The following is an 18,931-nucleotide window of genomic DNA, read 5'->3' on the forward strand; positions in this document are numbered from 1 at the left end:
GTAACGGCCCGGCAACACCCCCCTTGGATTCCCCCCTCAAGGGGGGACGGCATACGTCGGTTCCGGCTATATTGCACACATTCGGATGGCGATCATATGATCTCCTCCAAACCGGAAGAGGACGAATGATCATTCGCCCCTACACCCAAACCCGCCGGAACCAGCCGCAGGCCGCATTCCGTCTTTCACTGTCCACCGCCCACTGACTACCGACTACCGCCCACCGATTTCTGACGTCTGACGTCTGACCTCTGACCTCTGATCTCTGTCCACCGACTACCGCCCACTGTCCACTGCCCACTGTCCACCGACTACCGTGTCCTGCTCAACGCCTCCCGCAGGTTTGCAGCCAGCTCCTGGATCGCCTGTTCATGAGCCTGGACAAGGCTGTCCATGTCCTGAGCAGGGGCGGGAACTGTGGTTGAAAAGGAGTCGCTCTGAGCGTTGTCCATTCTGGTTGAGGCAATTCGCCAGTCGGCGCTAAGATGCACCCTGCCCCTGGGCTTTCCGTCCAGGCGCAGGATCTGGACCCAGATCCGCATGTCGTCTTCGGATGAACCGGGCGTATTGACCCGGACCGGTGATGGGCCAGCGGCCAGCTCCTGGCTGAGCACTCTGGTGATCATCCTGGACAGGGGCTCGGCCCAGCGGTCCAGCTCGGACAGGGAAAGTCGGTTTTCACCTTCCCGGACCACGATCTGGGGCCGATCCAGGTAGTCCGGAACCTGGACCTGAAGGCCGATCTGTTCGGCCGCCTGCTGTTCCGGATGAGGTTCCTGGCCGCCTGCAGCGGGATTGAGCAGATAGAACCTGGCCGGTGGGGAGGAGGCGCAGCCCACGGCGGACACAAGCAGGACCAAGAGACAGATGCTGAGCTTTTTCATGAATATTTCCTTCAACGAGTGTTCCTGGAAGGAGGTCAGAAAGAGAAGGCAGACCCCCCTGCTTTTGATCTTGCACCTTGATACCGAGGACAGAGTGAGAATATATGCTGATGGGGTCCAGGCCGTATTCCGCAGGCATTCCGTCTTCCGTTATGATCAGAGATTCTAAGCTCGCAGGCTCGCTTACGAATGACAACCGGTGGTCGGTGGACAGTGGTCGGTAGTCAGTGGACAGTGGCCGGTAAGCAGAGATCAGAGATCAGAGATCAGACGTCAGAGATCAGAGATCAGACGTCAGAGGTCAGTAAAGGGCAAGGCCAGCCGGAACAGTTCTACGCATTATCCGGATGCCGAATACTAACCCGCGGTCCTCCGCCAGCCCGGTCCCCCCTTGAGGGGGGTTGGGGGGTGTTTCTTCTGGTGCATCGCCGCTTAGCCACAAGAGGGCGAATCATTATTCGCCCCTACACTCGGACGCGAATGAACTGGGCCATATTCTCCAGCTATTCTGCCTCCCTCTGAGTTCTGACCACTGCCCTCTGATCTCTGATCTCCGTCTACCGACCACAGGCCACGTTCCACTGTCTACTGCCTACTGCCCACCGACTACGTCTACCGACCACTGTCTTTTTCCTCTTCCCGACCACGGACCACCGATCACCGACTCCCGCCCACCGATTTCTGACGTCTGACCTCTGACCTCTGCCCACCGACATCTGACGTCTGATCTCCGTCCACCGCCTATTGCCCAAAAACTTCAGCCCAGGTTGCCGGAGAAATGACCGAGCTTTCCGGCTGTGGCTGATCAATAAGCAAACGGTCTCCAGTGATTAAGACTGCGTTCGGCTCTGAGTCCAGAAGGGCCCACAGGTGGATGTCCTGCGGATCGGGTGACTGGTGCCGGGTGTCGGCTGATACCTCGCGCCAAATGGCGTTTGCAGTTATCTCAAGGAGAAAATTGTCTATTTCCGGCTCACAAAGTCCGTGCAGCGAGGTGAGCTTGGGACGCAGCAGGACATTTCGATATTCAAGCAGCAATTCCTTGGATAGGAGGTAGAAGAGTTGGCCACTGAGCATAGCATCCACAATTCTGGCTGTTGGGGCGGCGGGGTTTGCAGTAATCAGCCCGGCAGCCAGGACATTGGTGTCTATGATAAAGACCTTGGATGTCATGTGGTCCGCTGAGCTCGGGTTTCCTGTACAGTCAACTGAAGCGCCTCATCTTCTGTGCACCGTGCGTGCGACCGGGCCCGGGCGAGGAGCTGCCGGGCGTTGTCCATATCTTTTATCCCACGCAGACGCAGGCTCTCCTCAATAATCTGCCCTATGCTGCGTCCTTGCCGGACGGCGGTTTGTTTCAGGGCCTGGTGCACCTCGTCGCTGAGAGTAATGGTCAGGCGGCTCATTGAAGGCTCCGGGCTGAGTATCTGGTTGAGATGTATATATTTCTTACAGTAACCTACACTTTATCACCAAAACACCAAGGTGTCAATTGTAGGGGCAGAGGTCTGATCTCTGACCTCTATCCCACCGTCCTCCGGCCACAGCCACACCTTAATACCTTCCCTTGCCCCGCAATAGGGCCTCGGGGTGGCGTTCCAGGTAATCGGTCAGATTTTCCACCGATTTGGCCGCGTCCTGAAACGTGTTCAGGGTCTGAACCAGCTCCCGGTTCAAGCCGGAATCCCGGCTGAGCAGTCTGCTGAGCTGGGAGAGGGAGGCCCGGGTCTGCTCCAGGGTGGACCCGGCCGAGGTGAAGGTCTGCTCCAGGCTGGAGAGCAGGGGGCCGATGCTCTGATCCGCGGTGGTCAGCACCTGCTCGGCCTGATCCGCGGCTTGGGTCAGGCTGGCGCTGACCCGGGCCAAGTCGGACTCGGCCTGGCCTACTAGATGATTCGCGGAGTCCGAGGCCGATCGGATGGAGGCCAGGGTGGTGGGCAGGTCCTGTTTCAGCCGGGCGCTGATTTGTTCTGTGTTTTCAAGGGTGGTGCGCAGAGAGGCCAGGCTCTGTTCCAGATCGCCGCTGGCCAGGAAGCGGTCCACTCGGGCCAGAATCCGGCTCAGCTGACGGGTCATTTCCTGCACCGGAAGCTCGGAGACCTGAGTGGTCAGTTCCTGCAGACTGGAGGGGATGGTCGGGATCTCCGGGTAGCTGGAGGTGTTCCGGCTGGCGGGGGGCTTGGATTTTGGATGCAGATCCAGGGAGACATAGTACTGCCCGGTAACCAGGCTGTGCAGGGCCAATTGCCCGCGCAGGCCGTTGGCGATGAGCCGGTCCATGGTTTGGTCCAGCCCGTGAGAGGAGCCCCGGCCGTAGAGGTCGAAAGGCTTGATCTCCACGATGACCGGTATGGTGACATTTGTGCCGTCGGTATCGGCTGAGAGGCGGATGTCGGTTACCTGCCCCACCTTTACCCCCCGGAACATGACCGGGGCGCCCACGTTCAGCCCGCTGACCGAATCCCGAAAGAAGAGGACATAGCGGCTGTTGTCCGAAAACAGGCGGCCGCTGCCCAGGATGGTTACGGCCGCGACAGCCAGGGCCAGGCCGCCGAGGACAAAGAGACCGATGGTGGTTTGGGTGCGCAGAGAGGGCATAGGATCTCGTCGGGTGATGATGGGCGGCAGAATCGTGCCGGGTCGATTCTTCCATTTGCCGTTTGTAAGCAGGGGATGTCAAGGGAGGGGGTAGTCAGATGACAGAAGACAGAGGACAGAAAACAGAGGGAGAAGGCAGTAGACAGTAGTCCGTGGCCGGTAGCCGGTGGGCAGTAGACGAGGGATAGAGGTCAGAGATCAGACATCAGACGTCAGATGTCGGTGGGGAGTGGACAGTAGGCAGTGGCCGGTGGTCGTAGACAGAGATCAGACGTCAGAGGTCAGAATTCAGAGGGAGGCAGAATAGGTGGAGAATGTGGCCCGGTTCAGGCGCGTCCGTGTGTAGGGGCGAATAATCATTCGCCCTCTTGTGGCTACGCGGCGATGCACCAGGAAAAACACCCCCCCAACCCCCCTCAAGGGGGGACGGGGCTGGCGTGGGGCCTCGGTTTGATATCAGGTATCCTGATGATGCGCAGAACTGTTCCTGCTTTCTTTGTTCATACTGACCTCAGACGTCTGATCTCTGACCTCTGCTCACCGGTCACTGTCCACTGACTACTGACCAAAGACTACCGACTTCTGTCCACCGACCACTGGTTGTTGTTCCTATAGCCGGAACCGGCACATGCCGTACCCCCTCGAGGGGGGAATCCAAGGGGGGTGTTGACATACTGCGGATGCTGGGAAAGCCAAAACAAACACCCCCCAACCCCCCTCAAGGGGGGACTGGGCTGGCGTGGGGCCTCGGTTTGATATCAGGTATCCTGATGATGCGCAGAACTGTTCCTGCTTTCTTTGTTCATACTGACCTCTGACCTCTATCTCTGCTCACCGGCCACTGTCCACTGACTACTGATCTCTGACGTCTGACGTCTGACGTCTGACCTCTTCACGCCTCCCGTCAACTGTCCACTGTCTTCCGCCTGCTGCTTTCTCCTTTTCGTTTTCCCTTCGATCCCCGGCGCTTTTTCTTCTCCCCTCCATAGCCTTCCTTGTAGTAATACTGATAGTAGTAATAGTAGTAATAACGTTCCTTTCTCAGGTCCACGTCGTTGATGATGATGCCCACAAACTTGTGGGCCAGGGAGGCAAAGGACTTCATGGTCTCCTGAAAGGTCCCGCGGCGGGTAACCCCGGAGCGCAGGACATAGAGGAGGGCATCCACACGCTGGGCCAGGACCAGGGAATCGCTGGCGGCCATGAGCGGGGGGGCATCGATAAGCACATAGTCGTAGTTTTGTACGCACATATCCAGAAGCTCGACCATCCTGTCCGAGGTCAAGAGCTCATTTGGAGCCGGCGGCAGATCGCCACTGGTGAGCACCCACAGGTTTTCCTGCTCTGTGGAATGCACGGTGCCGGTCAAGGCCGCTACCAGGTCATCCTGCAGCAACGCATTGACCAGACCGGGGCTTCGCTGGAACTGGAATACCTGATGCTGGACCGGCTTGCGCAGGTCGGCGTCGATGAGAAGAGTCTTTTTCCCGGCCTGGGCCATGGCCGCGGCCAGGTTGGAGATGCAGGTGCTCTTGCCTGTTCCGGGCATGGAGCTGGCCACCAGAAACGATCGTTTGGGGGTATCGATTCCGGTGAACAGCAGGCTGCTGCGCAGGGTGCGGAAGCTCTCCGCTTCCGGAGATTGCGGCTGGTGAAGGATCTTCAGGTTTGCGTGTCCGGTGTCATCTGAGTCTGTGGATTTGAATTCTTCAAAGTGATTGATATTGGCCAAAACAGGCAAGGAGGTCAGTCGTTCCAGGTCGTTGGGGGTCTTTAAAGTATCGTCCATATAGGCAAGGAAAAAGGCCCCTCCGACTCCAAGCATAAGCCCCAGGACCAGGCTTAAGGCCATATTCCGTTTGGGATTGGGGGAGACAAAGTTTGACTGGAGATGAGCCGGCTCCACAACCCACATGTTTCCGCTTTGACTGGCCTTGGTGATCTGCAGTTCACCCTTTTTTTCCAAAAGAAAGGAGTAGGTCTCCTCGTATACCGAGACCTGGCGCTGCAGATCCATGAGCTTTTGTTCCGCATCAGGAAGGTGCCCCAGCTGGGTTTGTATTTCCTCCTTGTCTTCTTGTACAGCATTCTGTTCCCGCTTCAAGGCCTGAACCGCTGAGCGCAATTCAGACCTAATCCTGCTTTTGACCTGAGCTATCTGGCTGTTTATCGCCTCCACCCTGGGGTGGCGTTGGGTGTAGTGCTGCGACAGAGCAGCCCGTTCGGTCTGGAGTTTGCTCAGCTGCTCTCCGAGACTTTGGATTGCGGACTGCTCCAGGGCTGAGCCCAGGGCATACAATGATTCCTTGTCCAGGGCATTGTCCTGGGTCAGGCTGTTCAATAAAAAACGGGCCTGTTTTTCCTGACGGTTGAGTGTGGACAGGGTTTTTTCTACATCAGTCAGTTGATTTGCGGTACCTTTGACGTTTTCCGGAATAGAAATCAGCGGATGGGCTTCTTTGAACTCCTTGAGCTTGGCTGTGGCTTCTTCAAGGCGCCTTTCTGACACATCCAGCTGTTCAGAGAGGAACTGCAGGGCGTTGGATGCGGTCTGGGTTTTTTGAGCGATTTTTTGTTCTTTGTAAGCGCTGATCACGCTCTTAAGAATGTCCTGGGCCCGGTCGGGTACGGATGTGCTCACGTTCAGACGGAGCATTTTGGTGTTTCGGATCGGAGAGACGCTGAACTGGTTCTTGAGGTGTTCTATAGCTGCGTTTTGGGGACGGATATATACGGGATAATTCTGCGGTGTCTTCGGCGGAGTGCCGGTCAGGGTGAAGGAGAAAAGCTTGGTTTGACAAGGCGAGCCTATTGTGCAGGAGGCTACCTCATTTTTTTGATCATCGGACAGGACATAGGATCCGTCAGGCCGGATATGAATACGATATTCCAGGGTCCTGGCCAGACGGGCCACCCGTTCCACATTGATCTGCAAAGGTTTTGTCTCTGGCGCCAACGCAGTTCGTTCAGGGCCCGCGTTTTCAGGGCCCAGAAGTGCAGCCTTCAGGGCTTGCAGCTTGCCCCAATACCGGGCTGCAAGGCTCCGGCTGGTATCGATGGTGATCTGGTGGTCGCTCAATGTAACAGCACCGCTTATAACCGGACGGCTTTTAAGGACCTCCTGTTCAGTCGACAGCAGCTCTTCCGTCTTGCCCATGCCGGTCATGCTGAAGTCAAGCATATTTTCCAGGTTCAAGCCATTGCCGTCCTCTTCCTGGATCTGCAGCAGGGAGGTGGCTTGATACACAGGATGCTGGATCATAGTGAAGGCAGCTGTAGCTGCAGCTATGATGCAGACAGTGAGAACGATCATCCAGCGCCGGCGCCAGATGACTTCCAGATAGTCCTTGAGGTGAACCTCTTCTTCCGGCTCAGCATGAGATGTAAAAGCTGTATTTGTGTTTTCAGTGTTCATAAAAGATAGAAGTGGTTAATGTTGTGGAACGCTTAATTGCCCATGCTTTCTATGCTGCGTACAGACTGCACCGAGGGCAGCAGCTTGCTGATCATCCGGCTCCAGCGGGTCAGCCCGGTGCTGGAGACAAAGACGATGTCCTGGGGCTGCAGGTAGAACTCCCGGGCCAGGATCATGGCCGATGCCTGCTCAGCATCGAGCTGATAGACAACAGGCTGGACAGGCATGTCCCGCTCCGCGTCTCGGACAGCCTTATCGGCCTGGGCTTTGGTCAATCCCATCTGGTTTTGGAGCTTGGTTTTCACCTGATTCTCTGAGGACGGCCGCCGGGTGGTTTCCCGGTCCAAGGGAAATCCGCGAATGACATAAACGCCCCGGGTATTGGCCGAAAACAGGTTCAGGCCTTCAGCCTGGCTCAAGGCCTCGGACAAGGTCAGGGTCCCATCGATAAAAGAGGCGGCCACCTGCTTGTTCACCTCGCCCACCACATAGGCCTTCTGCCGTTTATTGTCCGGCAGGTGCAATACATCTTCGTCCTGCATATAGATGCTGCTCAGGACCGGGGGGGGGGTATTGAGCAGATCGATGGTATAGGTCGTTTCGTTCCTGGTCAGACGGGCGTTGCGCTCATCTGCGATTTCGGTCGGATCCCCTGCCTTGTGCAACGCATCCAGAAGGGTCATGGGCTTGGTGGTCAGAGGCAGGGCCGTGGGGTTGCCCACCTCGCCGGTCACATAGACCTGCTTGCTGTTAAAACCGGTTACCCGGATTCCAATCTGGGGCTGCTCAACATACAACGAGAGCGCCTTGGTCAAATCCTTGCGGATCTGTTCCACAGTCTTGCCTGCGATCTGCATCTGGCCGGCATAGGGAAAGAAGATGGTGCCATCGCTCTGGACCAGATAGGTTTCCTCCCCCCCTTCAGAGCTTTGGCCTAAAAAGCCGGATGAAAAGGAGAATTCAGGATGGTTCCAAACGCCTATCTTGAGTTGATCCCAGGTGCCCACATGGTAGGCGTAGTCCGTGTCCTCAACGGTTAGAGGGTCCAAGTTGTCGGATTTTTTTGATTCCTGCCGTTTCCGGGCCTGCTGGATCAGGAGCTCAGGGGTGATAGGGACCAGCTTGGGCTTGAACTGGGAAGGGGGGATCTGTGAATCGCCTTTGGTCGCCCAATAGTCTTGGTTTCCTTCCATGACCGAGGTGAAGCCGGCGCAGCCGGTGAGGACAGCGGCCAGGAGGCAAACGGACGCGACGGCAACGAATGCGGACCACGTGGGCTCGATGGTTTGAACTCCGGTTGTATGCATGGTTTTCGCGTATTCCTGGATTGAATGGTTCAGTCTGTAAGGGTTTGAGATATCATGCTTCTTTTTTGCCGCAGATGGCAAATCAGCAGAAAAGAGGAAGAGTTTTTTAGCCGCTGATCGCACTGATCTTCGCTGATCCAAAGATTATTTTGCCTGTATCTGCGAAGATCAGTGCGATCTGCGGTTGAATCTTCTTTTTTCTACCGCTTATGCGTATCTGCGGAAGAACAAAGAGGAAGAATTTTTGAACCGCTAATTGCGCTGATCTTCGCTGATCATGATCTTTTATCTGCGTGAATCTGCTTGCCCCGTGAAATTTCATCCATTTCACTGGGGCGAGATCTGCGGTTCCATCCTCTTTTTCCTGCCGCCCTGGTGAAACCCCTTTTGGGTCACACCTGTAGGCATGGGGGCGGTAATAATACAGGCGGTCAAAAATTAGGCATCTCGTCCATTTTCCGTCTGGTCTGAATCGGGGTTGCCGATCCGTCCATGGGATACAGACGGTCCGGCTGGCTCACGGTCTGGCCCTGGTCCCGGGTAAAGCTGGTGAACTCGTAGCGCAGGTGTCCGGGCTCATCCCGGTCCCTAAACAGGGAAAACGGAACCCGGATATACACCCCCTTGAATTCCGAATCCCTGTTCTTAGGGCTGTCAAAGACATCGGTCCGGGTCTTGGTGTAGTAGGCCCCAATGGTAAAGTTCTTGAAGTGCCGGCGGATCTCGAATCGCGCTCCCGGGTCCCCGGCCAGGAAGCGCCCGGCCTTGATCCCGGCCTCCAGGCCCTGGCTGGGCCAGATCTGGGCGTAGAGGTTGATGAATGCAGGTGTGTACCAAGAATCCGCATCGCTACGCAAGCTGAAATTCTCATCAACCTCCCGCTTGCGCACCGCTTCGGCCTCCAGCCCGATCCCCCACAGTCCGTCGTGGAAGTAGCGGAAGCACTCGGCCCCGAACCCGGCAAAGGCGGACTCGAAGATCCCTGCGCTCACTCTGGCCTGGATCTCTCCCGGCAGGGAAACGTGTTGGCTCAGGGCCAGAGTGGTGATCCGGATATCGGATTGCTTCTGGTATTCCACCAGGTCGGTGCGCACCGAGTCTTCATCTTCCAGCGGAGTCCAGACCAGGTCATCGTATTGGTTGAACACCGGAAACTCAACTCGTCCGAAGGCCCATGCACCCGGCCATAGCCGGTAGCTGGACTCCAGCTCAACGAGTCCCTTGTGCTTGAAGAATCCGGCCCTGTTGTTCAAAAAGGTCCGCACCCGGGGATAGATCCCCCAGTGCAGGCGGTCCTCCGGGGCCTTGACCTTGGTTGAGGGGTGCTCTCCGGCTGAAAACTCCCGCCAGTGCCTATCGGCGTACAGGGTCAGATCGGCACGCTGCAAAAAGTTCCGAGTTTTGATCCGGCTGTTTAGAAAATCAGTTATATCCCTGCGGCTGGCGCGTAAGGACTGCAGGACCTGCCCTTTGTCCTTGATGTTTAAGTAGACGCGGTCAATGCGCTGGGGCAGGTAGGGGTCGAGAAGGGCGAAGACATGCCCGAAGCTGCGGGCCGGAGAGGAGTGCACCGCGTTGACGTATTCGATCCACACCGCGTTGTCCGAGACAGCGGCCTGGACCTGCTCGAATCCATCCTCTGCCGCCACCCTGGCCAGGCGCCGGGCCAGCTCAGCATTTCCGGCCAGATAGGCCTCCCAGCGCTTCTTTTCCCCCACCGGCGCGATCTCGGTCCGTTTCCAGGGCAGCATGCCCTCGGGTTCCAGGGGGAAATTGATCTGCAGCCCTCCGGCCAGGGTCGTTCCCCGGAGCAGGGCCAGGCTGGCATGGACATGATCGGCCCACGTGTATTTGAGTCCCAGATTGATGTCCACAGAGGTGTCGGCATCCTTGACCCTGGTCCCGGCAGTGTTTCTAAACCCGAACATGTTGGACCAGTCCAGGGAGGAGTATTCGGCGGAGAGGGTAAGTTCCGGGGTGACATGGTACTCCAGTCCGCCGAACAGGCTGGTGCTTCGAAACGGGTCGGAGAGCAGGAAGCTGAAGGCCTGGTCATCACCGTTGTCCTCACCGGCCGGATAGTCGCCGGCCAGAATGCCTTGCCCCAGGCCGATGGTGAAATCCACATCGCCCATGAGCTTGGAAAAGGCGATGTACCTGGAAGGGAAGAGCCCAGTGCCGGTGGCGTCGTAGGCCCCGATCGCGATCTGGGGCAGGCCTGTGTCCTCGGGCACAAGGACCAGGCGCGCACCGGCCGAACGGTCCTTGTAGTTGCCGTAGCCTTCGCCGCCAAATGCTGAGAGGCTGGTCACCTCGGTGAACTGGCCGTGGAGCTCCAGGCGGTCGAAGACTCCCAGGGCCCCGCCGTAGTACCGATAGGGATCGGCCTGTCCGTAGCCCAGGCGCATGGTCCAATCCGGAAGGATGCGGGCGGTGGGCATATGCCATATTCCGGTGTAGGACTGCAGGGAGGGCAGGGCGTACTCCAGGGGCATTTCGGCCTGGGCCGGAGTGAAAAACAGAACTGCGGCCAGACAGAAAAGAACAGCTGCCTGGTAACGGATAACCGAAGGCCTTAGTTGCCGCCGGAAATGGACAATGGTCAGGGCCTGGCATTGACACCACGGGTGTGTGTGGCATTTTTTGTGGATTGTTCGTGGGTGCTCCATGATCTGGAAGTTTCTAGCCTGCTGGAGGACGCGTGTCAAAGAGAATAATCGGCCGGAAAACAGCTGTAGCGCTGGGATCCATCCTGTTTTTGGCGGCCTGCAGCTCGACAACAAACTGGTACCACCCCGCAAAGGACCAGCAGGCATTTCAAGCTGATCACTCCTACTGTATAAAGCTGGCCACCTCTGTTGCCAGGCAGAAGACAGTGAGCGGACAACGCCCAGATCCTGCCGCCCTGCAGCAGGCCTACAACTTGTGTCTGGAAAGCCGGGGGTGGCGGCAGACAGGGACGGACCCGGAGGCCCCTTTTCCTGAGATCAATCCCCCGGAGGTGGGTGCATCGCGTGGCCGGCTCGTGGTCTGGAACGTTGATGTACGGGTTCCAGCCGGGTTCAGTCTGGGAAACCGGCAGTCAAATGCCGTTCCCGGGCTGGGACAGACCACAGTGGTGTATACAGGTACTGGGAGCATGGGCAGGTACCTGCAGTGTGTTTTTCAGGATTCTGGAAGCGAGTTCGATGATCGCGGTTTTCCGGTCAGTGAACCTTTTTTCCTCTACAGCCGGGGGAACGAAAAAAGCGAGGAAATGGCCGCGGACTGGGCCTTTTTCGCTGGAGAGTACCGGAATTCATGGACCGGAGGAGTGGGCGCCTATGTCCTGTGGCCCGAAGGAAAGAGACGCGCGGTGCTGGTGGCCACCTGGTCTCTGCCGGGGCAGGACCAGCCGCCGCCGGCCGGACTGCGCCTGACCCGCAGTCAGAAGCGGATCATGGATGAGAAAATGGAAGCTTGGACTGCGTGGCTTGTGGAGGAATGGCTGCAGGACAGAGGACAGAGGACAGTGGGCAGTGGACAGTAGGCAGTAGTCAGTGGCCGGGAAGAGGAAGAAGACGGTAGTCGGTGGACAGAGATCAGACGTCAGAGGTCAGAATTCAGAGGGAGGCAGAATAGATGGAGAATGTGGCCCGGTTCAGGCGCCTCCGTGTGTAGGGGCGAATAATCATTCGCCCTTTTCCGGCTGAATTCTGATATCTGACCTCTGGCTTCTGTCTTCTCTCCACCCCCCCTTCAAGGGGGGACGAGGCTGGCGTGGGACCGCAGTTTTATATCTGGCATCCGGATGATGCGCTGAAATGTTCCGGCTGTCTTTGCTCTTTACTAACCTCTTTACTGACGTCTGATATCTGATCTCTGCTTACCGGCCACTGTCCACCGACCACAGACCACCGGTTGCATTCGTAAGCGAGTCTGTGAGCGAACTATCTCGCAAAAAAAGCCCTCTGAGAATTTCCTCAGAGGGCTTTTTTTTGCCAGATACGTTGTTAAATTCTTAGAAACCGTGTCCGTGACCATGACCGTCTCCGCCGTCTCCGCTGGCGGCCACTGCAACCCCGCCAATTGCTGCTGCGGCAATGCCGAGGCCGATTCCGATCTGGGTCTTGGTCAGACCAAAAGCAACCGCGTTCGAGGCTACAGTACTTCCAGGTTCAGGAGCCGGAGTCAGTTGCGTACCTTCTTGAGTGTTTTGAGCCACTTGGGTCTGTTCAGGGGTTCCAGTGTCCTGGTCCGCATTCTGGGCCATAACGGCCGGAGTGCCCACTGCCAGAAGAACCGGCAGGAGGAGGGTAATGATTGCCCTGCGCATAGCTCACCTTCCTTCATGTGTTTGTCATAAGGAGCAGCATTTTCTCAGGCAACCCTGAGTGCCAATCGTATTTTTAGTCTACAGTAGTTTGCAGTTTGGGGTTTGTCAAGTGTTTGGCAGGAGAGATCGCCTCCTGCAACCGAGAAACTCTGATAAGAATGGGCGGCGAAGCGACTGCTTCACTAGAGTTCGTTGGACGTCGACGTTTGAGCCTTGTCCGCCTATTCCCACCGATTCGTTAGCTGTTTGTCCAGGATGTATACTTCAGTATCGACAAGGATAACTTTTTTTGCTATTCAGCCGATGGAAGACTTAACACAGAAATTTCCCTTCATATTTTCATCCCTTCGCCTCTGGTAGTGCGCAGAAATTGTCATTCTTTTTTGCCGGTTTTGCACAAGATGCTCACAGGGTTTCATCCTATAAGGATATAAATCCATAGAACAAAGGCGTGCTTATGCTCCGAAGTCTGCGCAATCCCAAATTTTATCTTATTGTATGTATTGATGTTTTTCTGTTTGCCGCAGCTTTGGCCGGAGCCTATTGGGTCCGTTTCGACTTTGCACCCTGGGACTATTTTGAGCAGTTTATGACCGTTTTGCCGTTCATGGTGATCTGTAAGTCGGTTATGTTCTGGGTTTTCAGCTTGTATAAGGGGATGTGGCGGTATTCCGACATCCGCGATTTCTGGCGCCTGGCTCAGGCAACCGTGCTGGCTGAGATCCTGGCTGTATCTATCTTGGCCTTTCTTTTTCGATTCGAAGGCTATTCCCGGGGAGTATTTGTCATCGATGCCGTGCTGACCTTTGTATTTGCTGGAGGTGCCCGAGTCTCCATCCGGACCTATTTCACCAAACGGGGAACCCTGGCCGGACAAAACAGCAGCGAACTGCAGCTGCGCCGCCGGTCTAAGGACCTGACCCGGTGCGTTATTTTGGGGGCTGGAAGTACAGGAGAAAAGATCCTTCGCGAAATGATTGAGAATCCTCAATTAACGTATCAGACGCTAGGCTTTTTGGATGATGATTCCAGTAAAGTGGGTAGAAGCCTGCACGGGGTGCCTGTCTTGGGAGGTATCGATGGTCTTGATCAGGTTGTGCGGACCAAACAGGTGCAGGAGGTGCTGATAGCCATGCCGTCTGCTAATGGAGAGCAGATGCGGCGTGTGGTCACGCTTTGTGAACAGGCGGGGGTTGGGTTTAAGACAATGCCCGGTATCGGGGAGCTCATTGAAGGAAATGTAAGCATATCCCAGTTTCGGGAGGTCAATCTTCAGGACCTGCTGGGAAGGAAGCAGGTTGTTCTGGATTGTGAAAAGATCAGTTCATACATCCACAACAAGGTTGTTTTAATTACCGGGGCCGGTGGGTCCATCGGTTCGGAGCTGGTCAGACAGGTTGTTCGTTTTCAGCCCCAGACAGTGGTTTTGCTGGACCGGGCGGAGTCGTCGCTGTATGCCGTGCAGATGGAGCTCAAGCATGAACTTGAGTTTCATGAGTATGTCACAGTTTTGGGCCGGGTCCAGGATGCTGCGGTTGTGGACCGGGTCTTTGCCCAGTACAGACCGCAGGTTGTTTTTCATGCTGCCGCATATAAGCATGTTCCGATGATCGAGAGGAATCCCTGGGAGGCTGTGTTCAACAATGTCCTGGGCAGCAAGGTGGTCATGGAGGCTGCCGCGGGTTGGAGGGCGGAGCGGTTTGTGCTTGTCTCCACGGATAAGGCGGTCCGGCCGACCAACGTCATGGGGGTCAGCAAGCGGGTCACCGAGCTGATCATGCAGGCCATGCCCCGGGAACACACGCGCTTTATGGCAGTGCGCTTCGGCAATGTCCTGGGATCTGCCGGCTCTGTCATCCCCTTGTTCCAGCGGCAGATCAAGCGCGGGGGGCCGGTAACGGTCACCCATCCGGAGATGACCCGCTATTTCATGACCATTCCCGAAGCCTGCCAGCTCATTGTTCAGGCAGGAGGTATGGGGCAGGGGGGAGAGATTTACATCCTCAAGATGGGCGAACCGGTTCGGATTGCAGACATGGCTCGGGATCTTATTCGACTGTCCGGACGGGAGCCGGATGTAGACATTCAAATCACATATACCGGCATACGTTTTGGGGAAAAGCTGTATGAAGAGCTGATTACTCAGGGTGAAGGTGTGGTGGAGACCGGACATAAGGACATTATGGTCTTAGGTATGCATGCTTTGGGGCCATCCTCAGGGCAATGCAGACGTGTTTTCGGCCTCTTGCCCGACCTGATCTCTCAAGCCAACAACCTGGATGGGGACGGGATCAAGACCTCATTCAAGGGCTTGGTTCCGGAGTATACGATATCGGAAAGCGAATATGTGGTCAGCAAGATACCTCAGTGCACTTCCCGGGTGCTCTCCATGGAAGACACATGCATCCGGCAAGCTGCGGAGATAAACAGCACCGCATCCGCTTTCTATGGTCCCTAAATCTGGCAAAGGGCTGGATACAAGTATCCGATGGCTAAGAAAGGACCTGGGTTACCCATTTTGCGCTTGACGCGATATGGGTAATCGCTGGTTTACCCGCCGATCCAGCTCAGAAGGCGGCGGAACAGGCCGGGGGAGTCCTGATTTGCAGGCATGGGGACAGGGTCTGGGAGGTCGATGTCTTGGCCGTGCAGCAGTGCCCGGGGCCGGTGCTGGGTCATGTCCCGGGCCAGTTCTAAGCCCAGCCTGGCTTCGATCTCAGCCGCGGCGTCGCTCATCAGCGGCCGGCGGGCATGTGGGCTGTGGGCGTCGGTGGCCAGGACATGAGCCAGGTTGCACTCCATCAGCCGCCAGGCGAAGTCTTCTACGTCCGGGCCGAAGCGGCCCAAAAGGCTGGAGGCTGTGACTTGGGTGATTACCCCCATGGGTACCCATTTTTCCAGCGGCGAGGGATCAGTCAAAAGGCCGGTGTTGCGTTCGACATGGGCCAGTACCGGCCGAATGCCCACAGAAATGAAGGACCAAAAAAAAGTATCCAGGTTGGGGGGCACAAAATTGTGCGGAAGCTCCAGGAGAACGGCATTGTTCTTGGCATTCAGGCCAAGCAGGGTGCCGCTGTCCAGGCCGGCGGGCTCAGCAGCGCTGACATGGACCTCCATTCCGGGATGGAGAACAAGTGCGATGCGGGCAGCGTCCGCTTTCTGCTGCAATGAACTCACGGCTGCTGTGATGGACTCTGCACGGGTGGGATACAGGCCGGGGAGATGGTGCGGGGTGCAGATAATATCGGTAATGCCGTCCTCAGCCGCCATCCGGAGCATGTCCAGGGATTCGTCGTCAGTCTCCGGACCGTCGTCCAGTCCGGGCAGGATGTGGCAGTGGATGTCTATCATGTTCGGCTTTGCCTCCGGCAGATCAGAAATCTTTGAGCGTTTTTGGCCCAACACAACAAAAGAGCCAGGCAGGCGTCTGGCGATCCCAGAATGGCCAGGGTGAAATCTGGCGGTCCGGGAAACAACTCTTTGAAATCACCATCTGTCGCTGTGTTGAAAAGAGTAAAGAGGCTCTTGGACACAGAAAGTGGAATTGCATACAGAAGAGATGGCAAACTCCAAAAATCCACAAGCTAGGTCCAAGAACCAGTAAAAACTGCCTTCTACTTCCCCCGGCGCAGAAACTCCCTGACATCCGGATTGTCGCTATTGTCCCGCATATCCCTTGGGTCGCCGATTGCGGTCATGGTTTTCGTCTTGGGGTCCAAAAAGACAGCCCGGGTGCCGATGGTGAAGATGGAGTCCAGGTCGTGGGTGACCACGACCATGGTTGTACCCAGGCTGGACTGGATTTCCAGGATCAGCTCGTCCAGACGTCGGGCGCTGACTGGATCCAGCCCGCTGGAGGGCTCGTCGAAGAACATAATCTCCGGGTCCAGGGCCATGGCCCGGGCCAATGCCGCCCGCTTCTGCATCCCCCCGCTGAGCTCGGAAGGATAGGCCTGCTCCTGACCGGCCAGGCCGACCAGGCTGAGCTTGAAGGTCGCCATTTCCCGGATTTGATGCGGGGGCAGGCTGGTGGAGATTTCCAGAGGCAGGGCGATGTTTTCAGCCAGGTTCATGGAGCTCCACAGGGCGCTGTGCTGATACAAAACGCCCATTCGCTTTCGAATCCTGTTTTGTTCCTTCTCCCCGGCAGACCAGTAGTCTGTCGTCCCGTACATGATCTTCCCTGCGGCCGGGGGAACGAGTCCGATCATGGACTTGAGCAAAGTGCTCTTGCCGCTGCCGCTGCCGCCCATGACAATAAGGACCTCGCCCTGGTGCACGTCAAAGGTCAGATCGCGCATGATGACCTTTGAACCGTAGGCCAGGGTCAGGTTCTGGATTGTGATGGTGGCTTTCGTGCTCATATCCCAACAATATTGCAGATGACGGCAAAGAGTCCGTCCACGACGATGATGCCCACTATGGTGGTCACCACGGCAGATGTGGCGGCCTGCCCCACGGCCTGAGCGCTGCGTCCGGCCTGCATGCCGCGCAGACAGCCAACAAAGGCGACGATAAAGCCGAATACGCAGCTTTTGATCACCCCCAGCCAAACATAGGGCATGGTGATGGCTGCCACAGTCTGATTCCAGTACAGAGGCAGGGAGAGGTCCAGCATGCCCAGCCCCACGATGGCCCCGCCCATGATCCCGACCAGGTCGGCATAGAGGCAGAGGAAGGGCATCATGCCCACCAGGGCCAGGATTCTGGGCAGGACGAGAAAATCAAAAGGAGAGATGCCCAGGGTATACAGGGCGTCGGTTTCTTCATTGACCTGCATGGTGCCCAGCTGGGCGGCGAAGGCCGCGCCGGTGCGCCCGGCCATGATGATTCCGGTCATCATGGCCCCCATTTCCCGGGTCATGGCAATGCCCACCAGGTCGGCGACATAGATCTGGGCCCCGAAGTACTTGAGCTGAACCGCGCCCACAAAGGCCAGGATCAATCCGACTAGGAGACTGATCAGGGACACAATGGGCAGGGCCTGGGCTCCGCAGAAATGGAGCTGGTCGGAGAGGTCCCGGGGACGGAACACGGCCTTGGCGCGCACCAGGCGGAAAAAGGACAATGCGGCTTGGCCCACAAAGTCGGTGGATTCCACTGCCCCGCGAAGCCAGTCCTGGGCCAGGGCTCCCAGCCGGGCGGCAAGAGGCAGGGAAGAGGAGGGCAGGGAAGGAGCCGCAGAGGCCTGGGCTGAGGAGGCAAGCCGCAGAAGGTGCTGTACGCCCTGGGGAAGTGAGGATGTATCCACAGGAATATCAGCGGACCGGGCCCGGGACTGGACATGGAAGACAGCTGTGACCAGGGTGCTGTCCCAGGCGGAGAGCCGGGTATAGTCAAAGGACACTGCGCGAATCTCCGGATTGTTCTGGAGAGCGGAAAAAACGGGTGCTGGGTCCGGGACAGAGGTGGACAGGAGCCAGTCGCCGGAGATGCTGATCTGCAGCTGGCCGGCATGGAGGGAGGTCTGGATGTCTGGCTGGGGCATGGGCACCCGGCTACCGGTCTGCATCTTCCTGATCAGGGACGATGGAATCGGCCATCAGCTCCTTGAACATGGCGTCCGATTCGGCTTCGATCACCGCCTGTAAGCGGCGGAACTGCTTGAGAAGCTGCAGGGCAAAGGGAGTGAGGGTGGAGCCGGTGTTGCTGCGGACCAGGAGGTCGCGGTGCAGACGCTCTTCGGTGGTCTTCAGCCTGCACCAGACTGCCCGGTAGCTCATCTTCAGCTCCTGAGCCGCAGCCTGCAGGGAGCCCAGACGGTGCACAGCCTCCAGAATGCGATACCGGCCGAGACCGAAAACGATTTGTTCGTCATGGTCCGCAATCCAGATCTTGGATCGGACGACAAAAGGTACGTTGTCTTTGGAGGTGCTCATGGCCATCGTAGGATGCGTTTGGTTTTCGTTTAGGGGCCTTGCCTGCGGATCGCTGCAGGCCTGAGCTCAATAGCTTTAGGTGGTGTTGTCTCAGTTCCAATCCGGGTCTTCCGCCAATCGGAAGCGGCAAGAGCTGGTCACCGTCTGCCGGAAAACCTTCCTGAACTTTTGGAAGGAGCGCAGAACGCGTGCGCTTTTGATCAAAAAGAGGAGCTTTCGCTGTCGGATAAAGTACATACTTTAGGTGCAGATCATTATGAGGTCAATGTCTGCAAAGGAAAGGAGCCAGTACATGGAAATTTGAAGACCTCAGACCGTGGAGCGCAGGGGCGGGTATGGAAGGAGAAGGGATAGAAAATGGTCGGGAAGCCCGGATTTGAACCGGGGGCCCCCTGCTCCCAAGGCAGGTGCGCTACCAGACTGCGCCACTTCCCGAACAGCGAAGCCGAGTGTAGCCAAAAATGAATGCGAGGGCAAGGGATTTGGGGGAGGCAGAGAGACGGAGGGACGGGGAGAAGAGCGGTAGCCGATGG

At 57.1% G+C, this 18,931-nt stretch carries 14 protein-coding genes and 1 tRNA gene; 2 read left to right on the forward strand and 13 right to left on the reverse strand.

Annotated elements, in window-relative coordinates; translation table 11 throughout:
* Positions 1–311 precede the first annotated feature (311 nt).
* From N902_RS16080 to N902_RS0102740, 7 genes are all read right to left on the reverse strand, one after another.
* Positions 312–884, reverse strand: a complete 573-nt coding sequence (locus N902_RS16080) for a PqiC family protein (RefSeq protein WP_051564176.1) — start codon at positions 882–884, stop codon at positions 312–314.
* 741 nt (positions 885–1,625) lie between these two features.
* Positions 1,626–2,057, reverse strand: a complete 432-nt coding sequence (locus tag N902_RS0102710) for a putative toxin-antitoxin system toxin component, PIN family (protein WP_027369680.1) — start codon at positions 2,055–2,057, stop codon at positions 1,626–1,628.
* On the reverse strand, positions 2,054–2,290 hold the full coding sequence (locus N902_RS0102715; RefSeq protein ID WP_027369681.1) for a ribbon-helix-helix protein, CopG family: 237 nt from the start codon (positions 2,288–2,290) through the stop codon (positions 2,054–2,056). Before N902_RS0102715 ends, N902_RS0102710 begins: the two co-directional genes overlap by 4 nt.
* Before the next feature lie 148 nt (positions 2,291–2,438).
* Complete coding sequence (locus tag N902_RS0102720) at positions 2,439–3,482, reverse strand: MlaD family protein (protein ID WP_027369682.1); 1,044 nt, start codon at positions 3,480–3,482, stop codon at positions 2,439–2,441.
* A gap of 904 nt (positions 3,483–4,386) precedes the next feature.
* Entirely contained in the window at positions 4,387–6,897 is a 2,511-nt protein-coding gene (locus N902_RS0102725) for a GumC family protein (protein WP_027369683.1), read from the reverse strand.
* A gap of 32 nt (positions 6,898–6,929) precedes the next feature.
* Entirely contained in the window at positions 6,930–8,204 is a 1,275-nt protein-coding gene (locus tag N902_RS0102730; protein WP_027369684.1) for a polysaccharide biosynthesis/export family protein, read from the reverse strand.
* Positions 8,205–8,635: 431 nt separating this feature from the next.
* Positions 8,636–10,873 (reverse strand): YjbH domain-containing protein, encoded by a 2,238-nt coding sequence (locus tag N902_RS0102740; protein WP_027369686.1) that lies wholly within the window; start codon positions 10,871–10,873, stop codon positions 8,636–8,638.
* Positions 10,874–10,905: 32 nt separating this feature from the next.
* On the opposite strand from N902_RS0102740, the gene N902_RS0102745 reads away from it, so the two are divergent.
* Positions 10,906–11,733: a hypothetical protein gene (locus N902_RS0102745; protein WP_027369687.1), complete on the forward strand. Its 828-nt coding sequence runs from the start codon at positions 10,906–10,908 to the stop codon at positions 11,731–11,733.
* A 471-nt stretch (positions 11,734–12,204) separates the two neighbouring features.
* Here N902_RS0102745 and N902_RS0102750 read toward each other — a convergent pair whose 3' ends face one another.
* A complete protein-coding gene (locus tag N902_RS0102750; protein ID WP_027369688.1) occupies positions 12,205–12,519 on the reverse strand; it encodes a hypothetical protein in 315 nt (104 codons plus the stop codon).
* A 457-nt stretch (positions 12,520–12,976) separates the two neighbouring features.
* Between N902_RS0102750 and N902_RS16085 the strand changes: the two genes are divergently transcribed.
* Positions 12,977–14,977 (forward strand): polysaccharide biosynthesis protein, encoded by a 2,001-nt coding sequence (locus N902_RS16085; protein WP_084287661.1) that lies wholly within the window; start codon positions 12,977–12,979, stop codon positions 14,975–14,977.
* Positions 14,978–15,069: 92 nt separating this feature from the next.
* On the opposite strand, the gene N902_RS16090 is transcribed toward N902_RS16085, so the two are convergent.
* From N902_RS16090 to N902_RS0102785, 5 genes are all read right to left on the reverse strand, one after another.
* Entirely contained in the window at positions 15,070–15,870 is an 801-nt protein-coding gene (locus N902_RS16090; RefSeq protein ID WP_051564178.1) for a tyrosine-protein phosphatase, read from the reverse strand.
* 263 nt (positions 15,871–16,133) lie between these two features.
* Complete coding sequence (locus tag N902_RS0102765) at positions 16,134–16,883, reverse strand: ABC transporter ATP-binding protein (protein WP_027369689.1); 750 nt, start codon at positions 16,881–16,883, stop codon at positions 16,134–16,136.
* Positions 16,880–18,007, reverse strand: a complete 1,128-nt coding sequence (locus tag N902_RS0102770) for an MlaE family ABC transporter permease (protein WP_034621457.1) — start codon at positions 18,005–18,007, stop codon at positions 16,880–16,882. The genes N902_RS0102765 and N902_RS0102770 overlap by 4 nt, the downstream gene beginning before the upstream one ends.
* A 10-nt stretch (positions 18,008–18,017) precedes the next feature.
* Positions 18,018–18,398, reverse strand: coding sequence for a winged helix-turn-helix domain-containing protein (locus tag N902_RS0102775; RefSeq protein ID WP_027369691.1), 381 nt, complete (start codon positions 18,396–18,398; stop codon positions 18,018–18,020).
* 358 nt (positions 18,399–18,756) lie between these two features.
* Positions 18,757–18,833 (reverse strand) — tRNA-Pro (locus N902_RS0102785).
* Positions 18,834–18,931 lie beyond the last annotated feature (98 nt).

This window comes from Desulfovermiculus halophilus DSM 18834 (genome assembly GCF_000620765.1).
In the GTDB taxonomy this organism is placed as follows: Bacteria; Desulfobacterota; Desulfovibrionia; order Desulfovibrionales; family Desulfothermaceae; genus Desulfovermiculus; species Desulfovermiculus halophilus.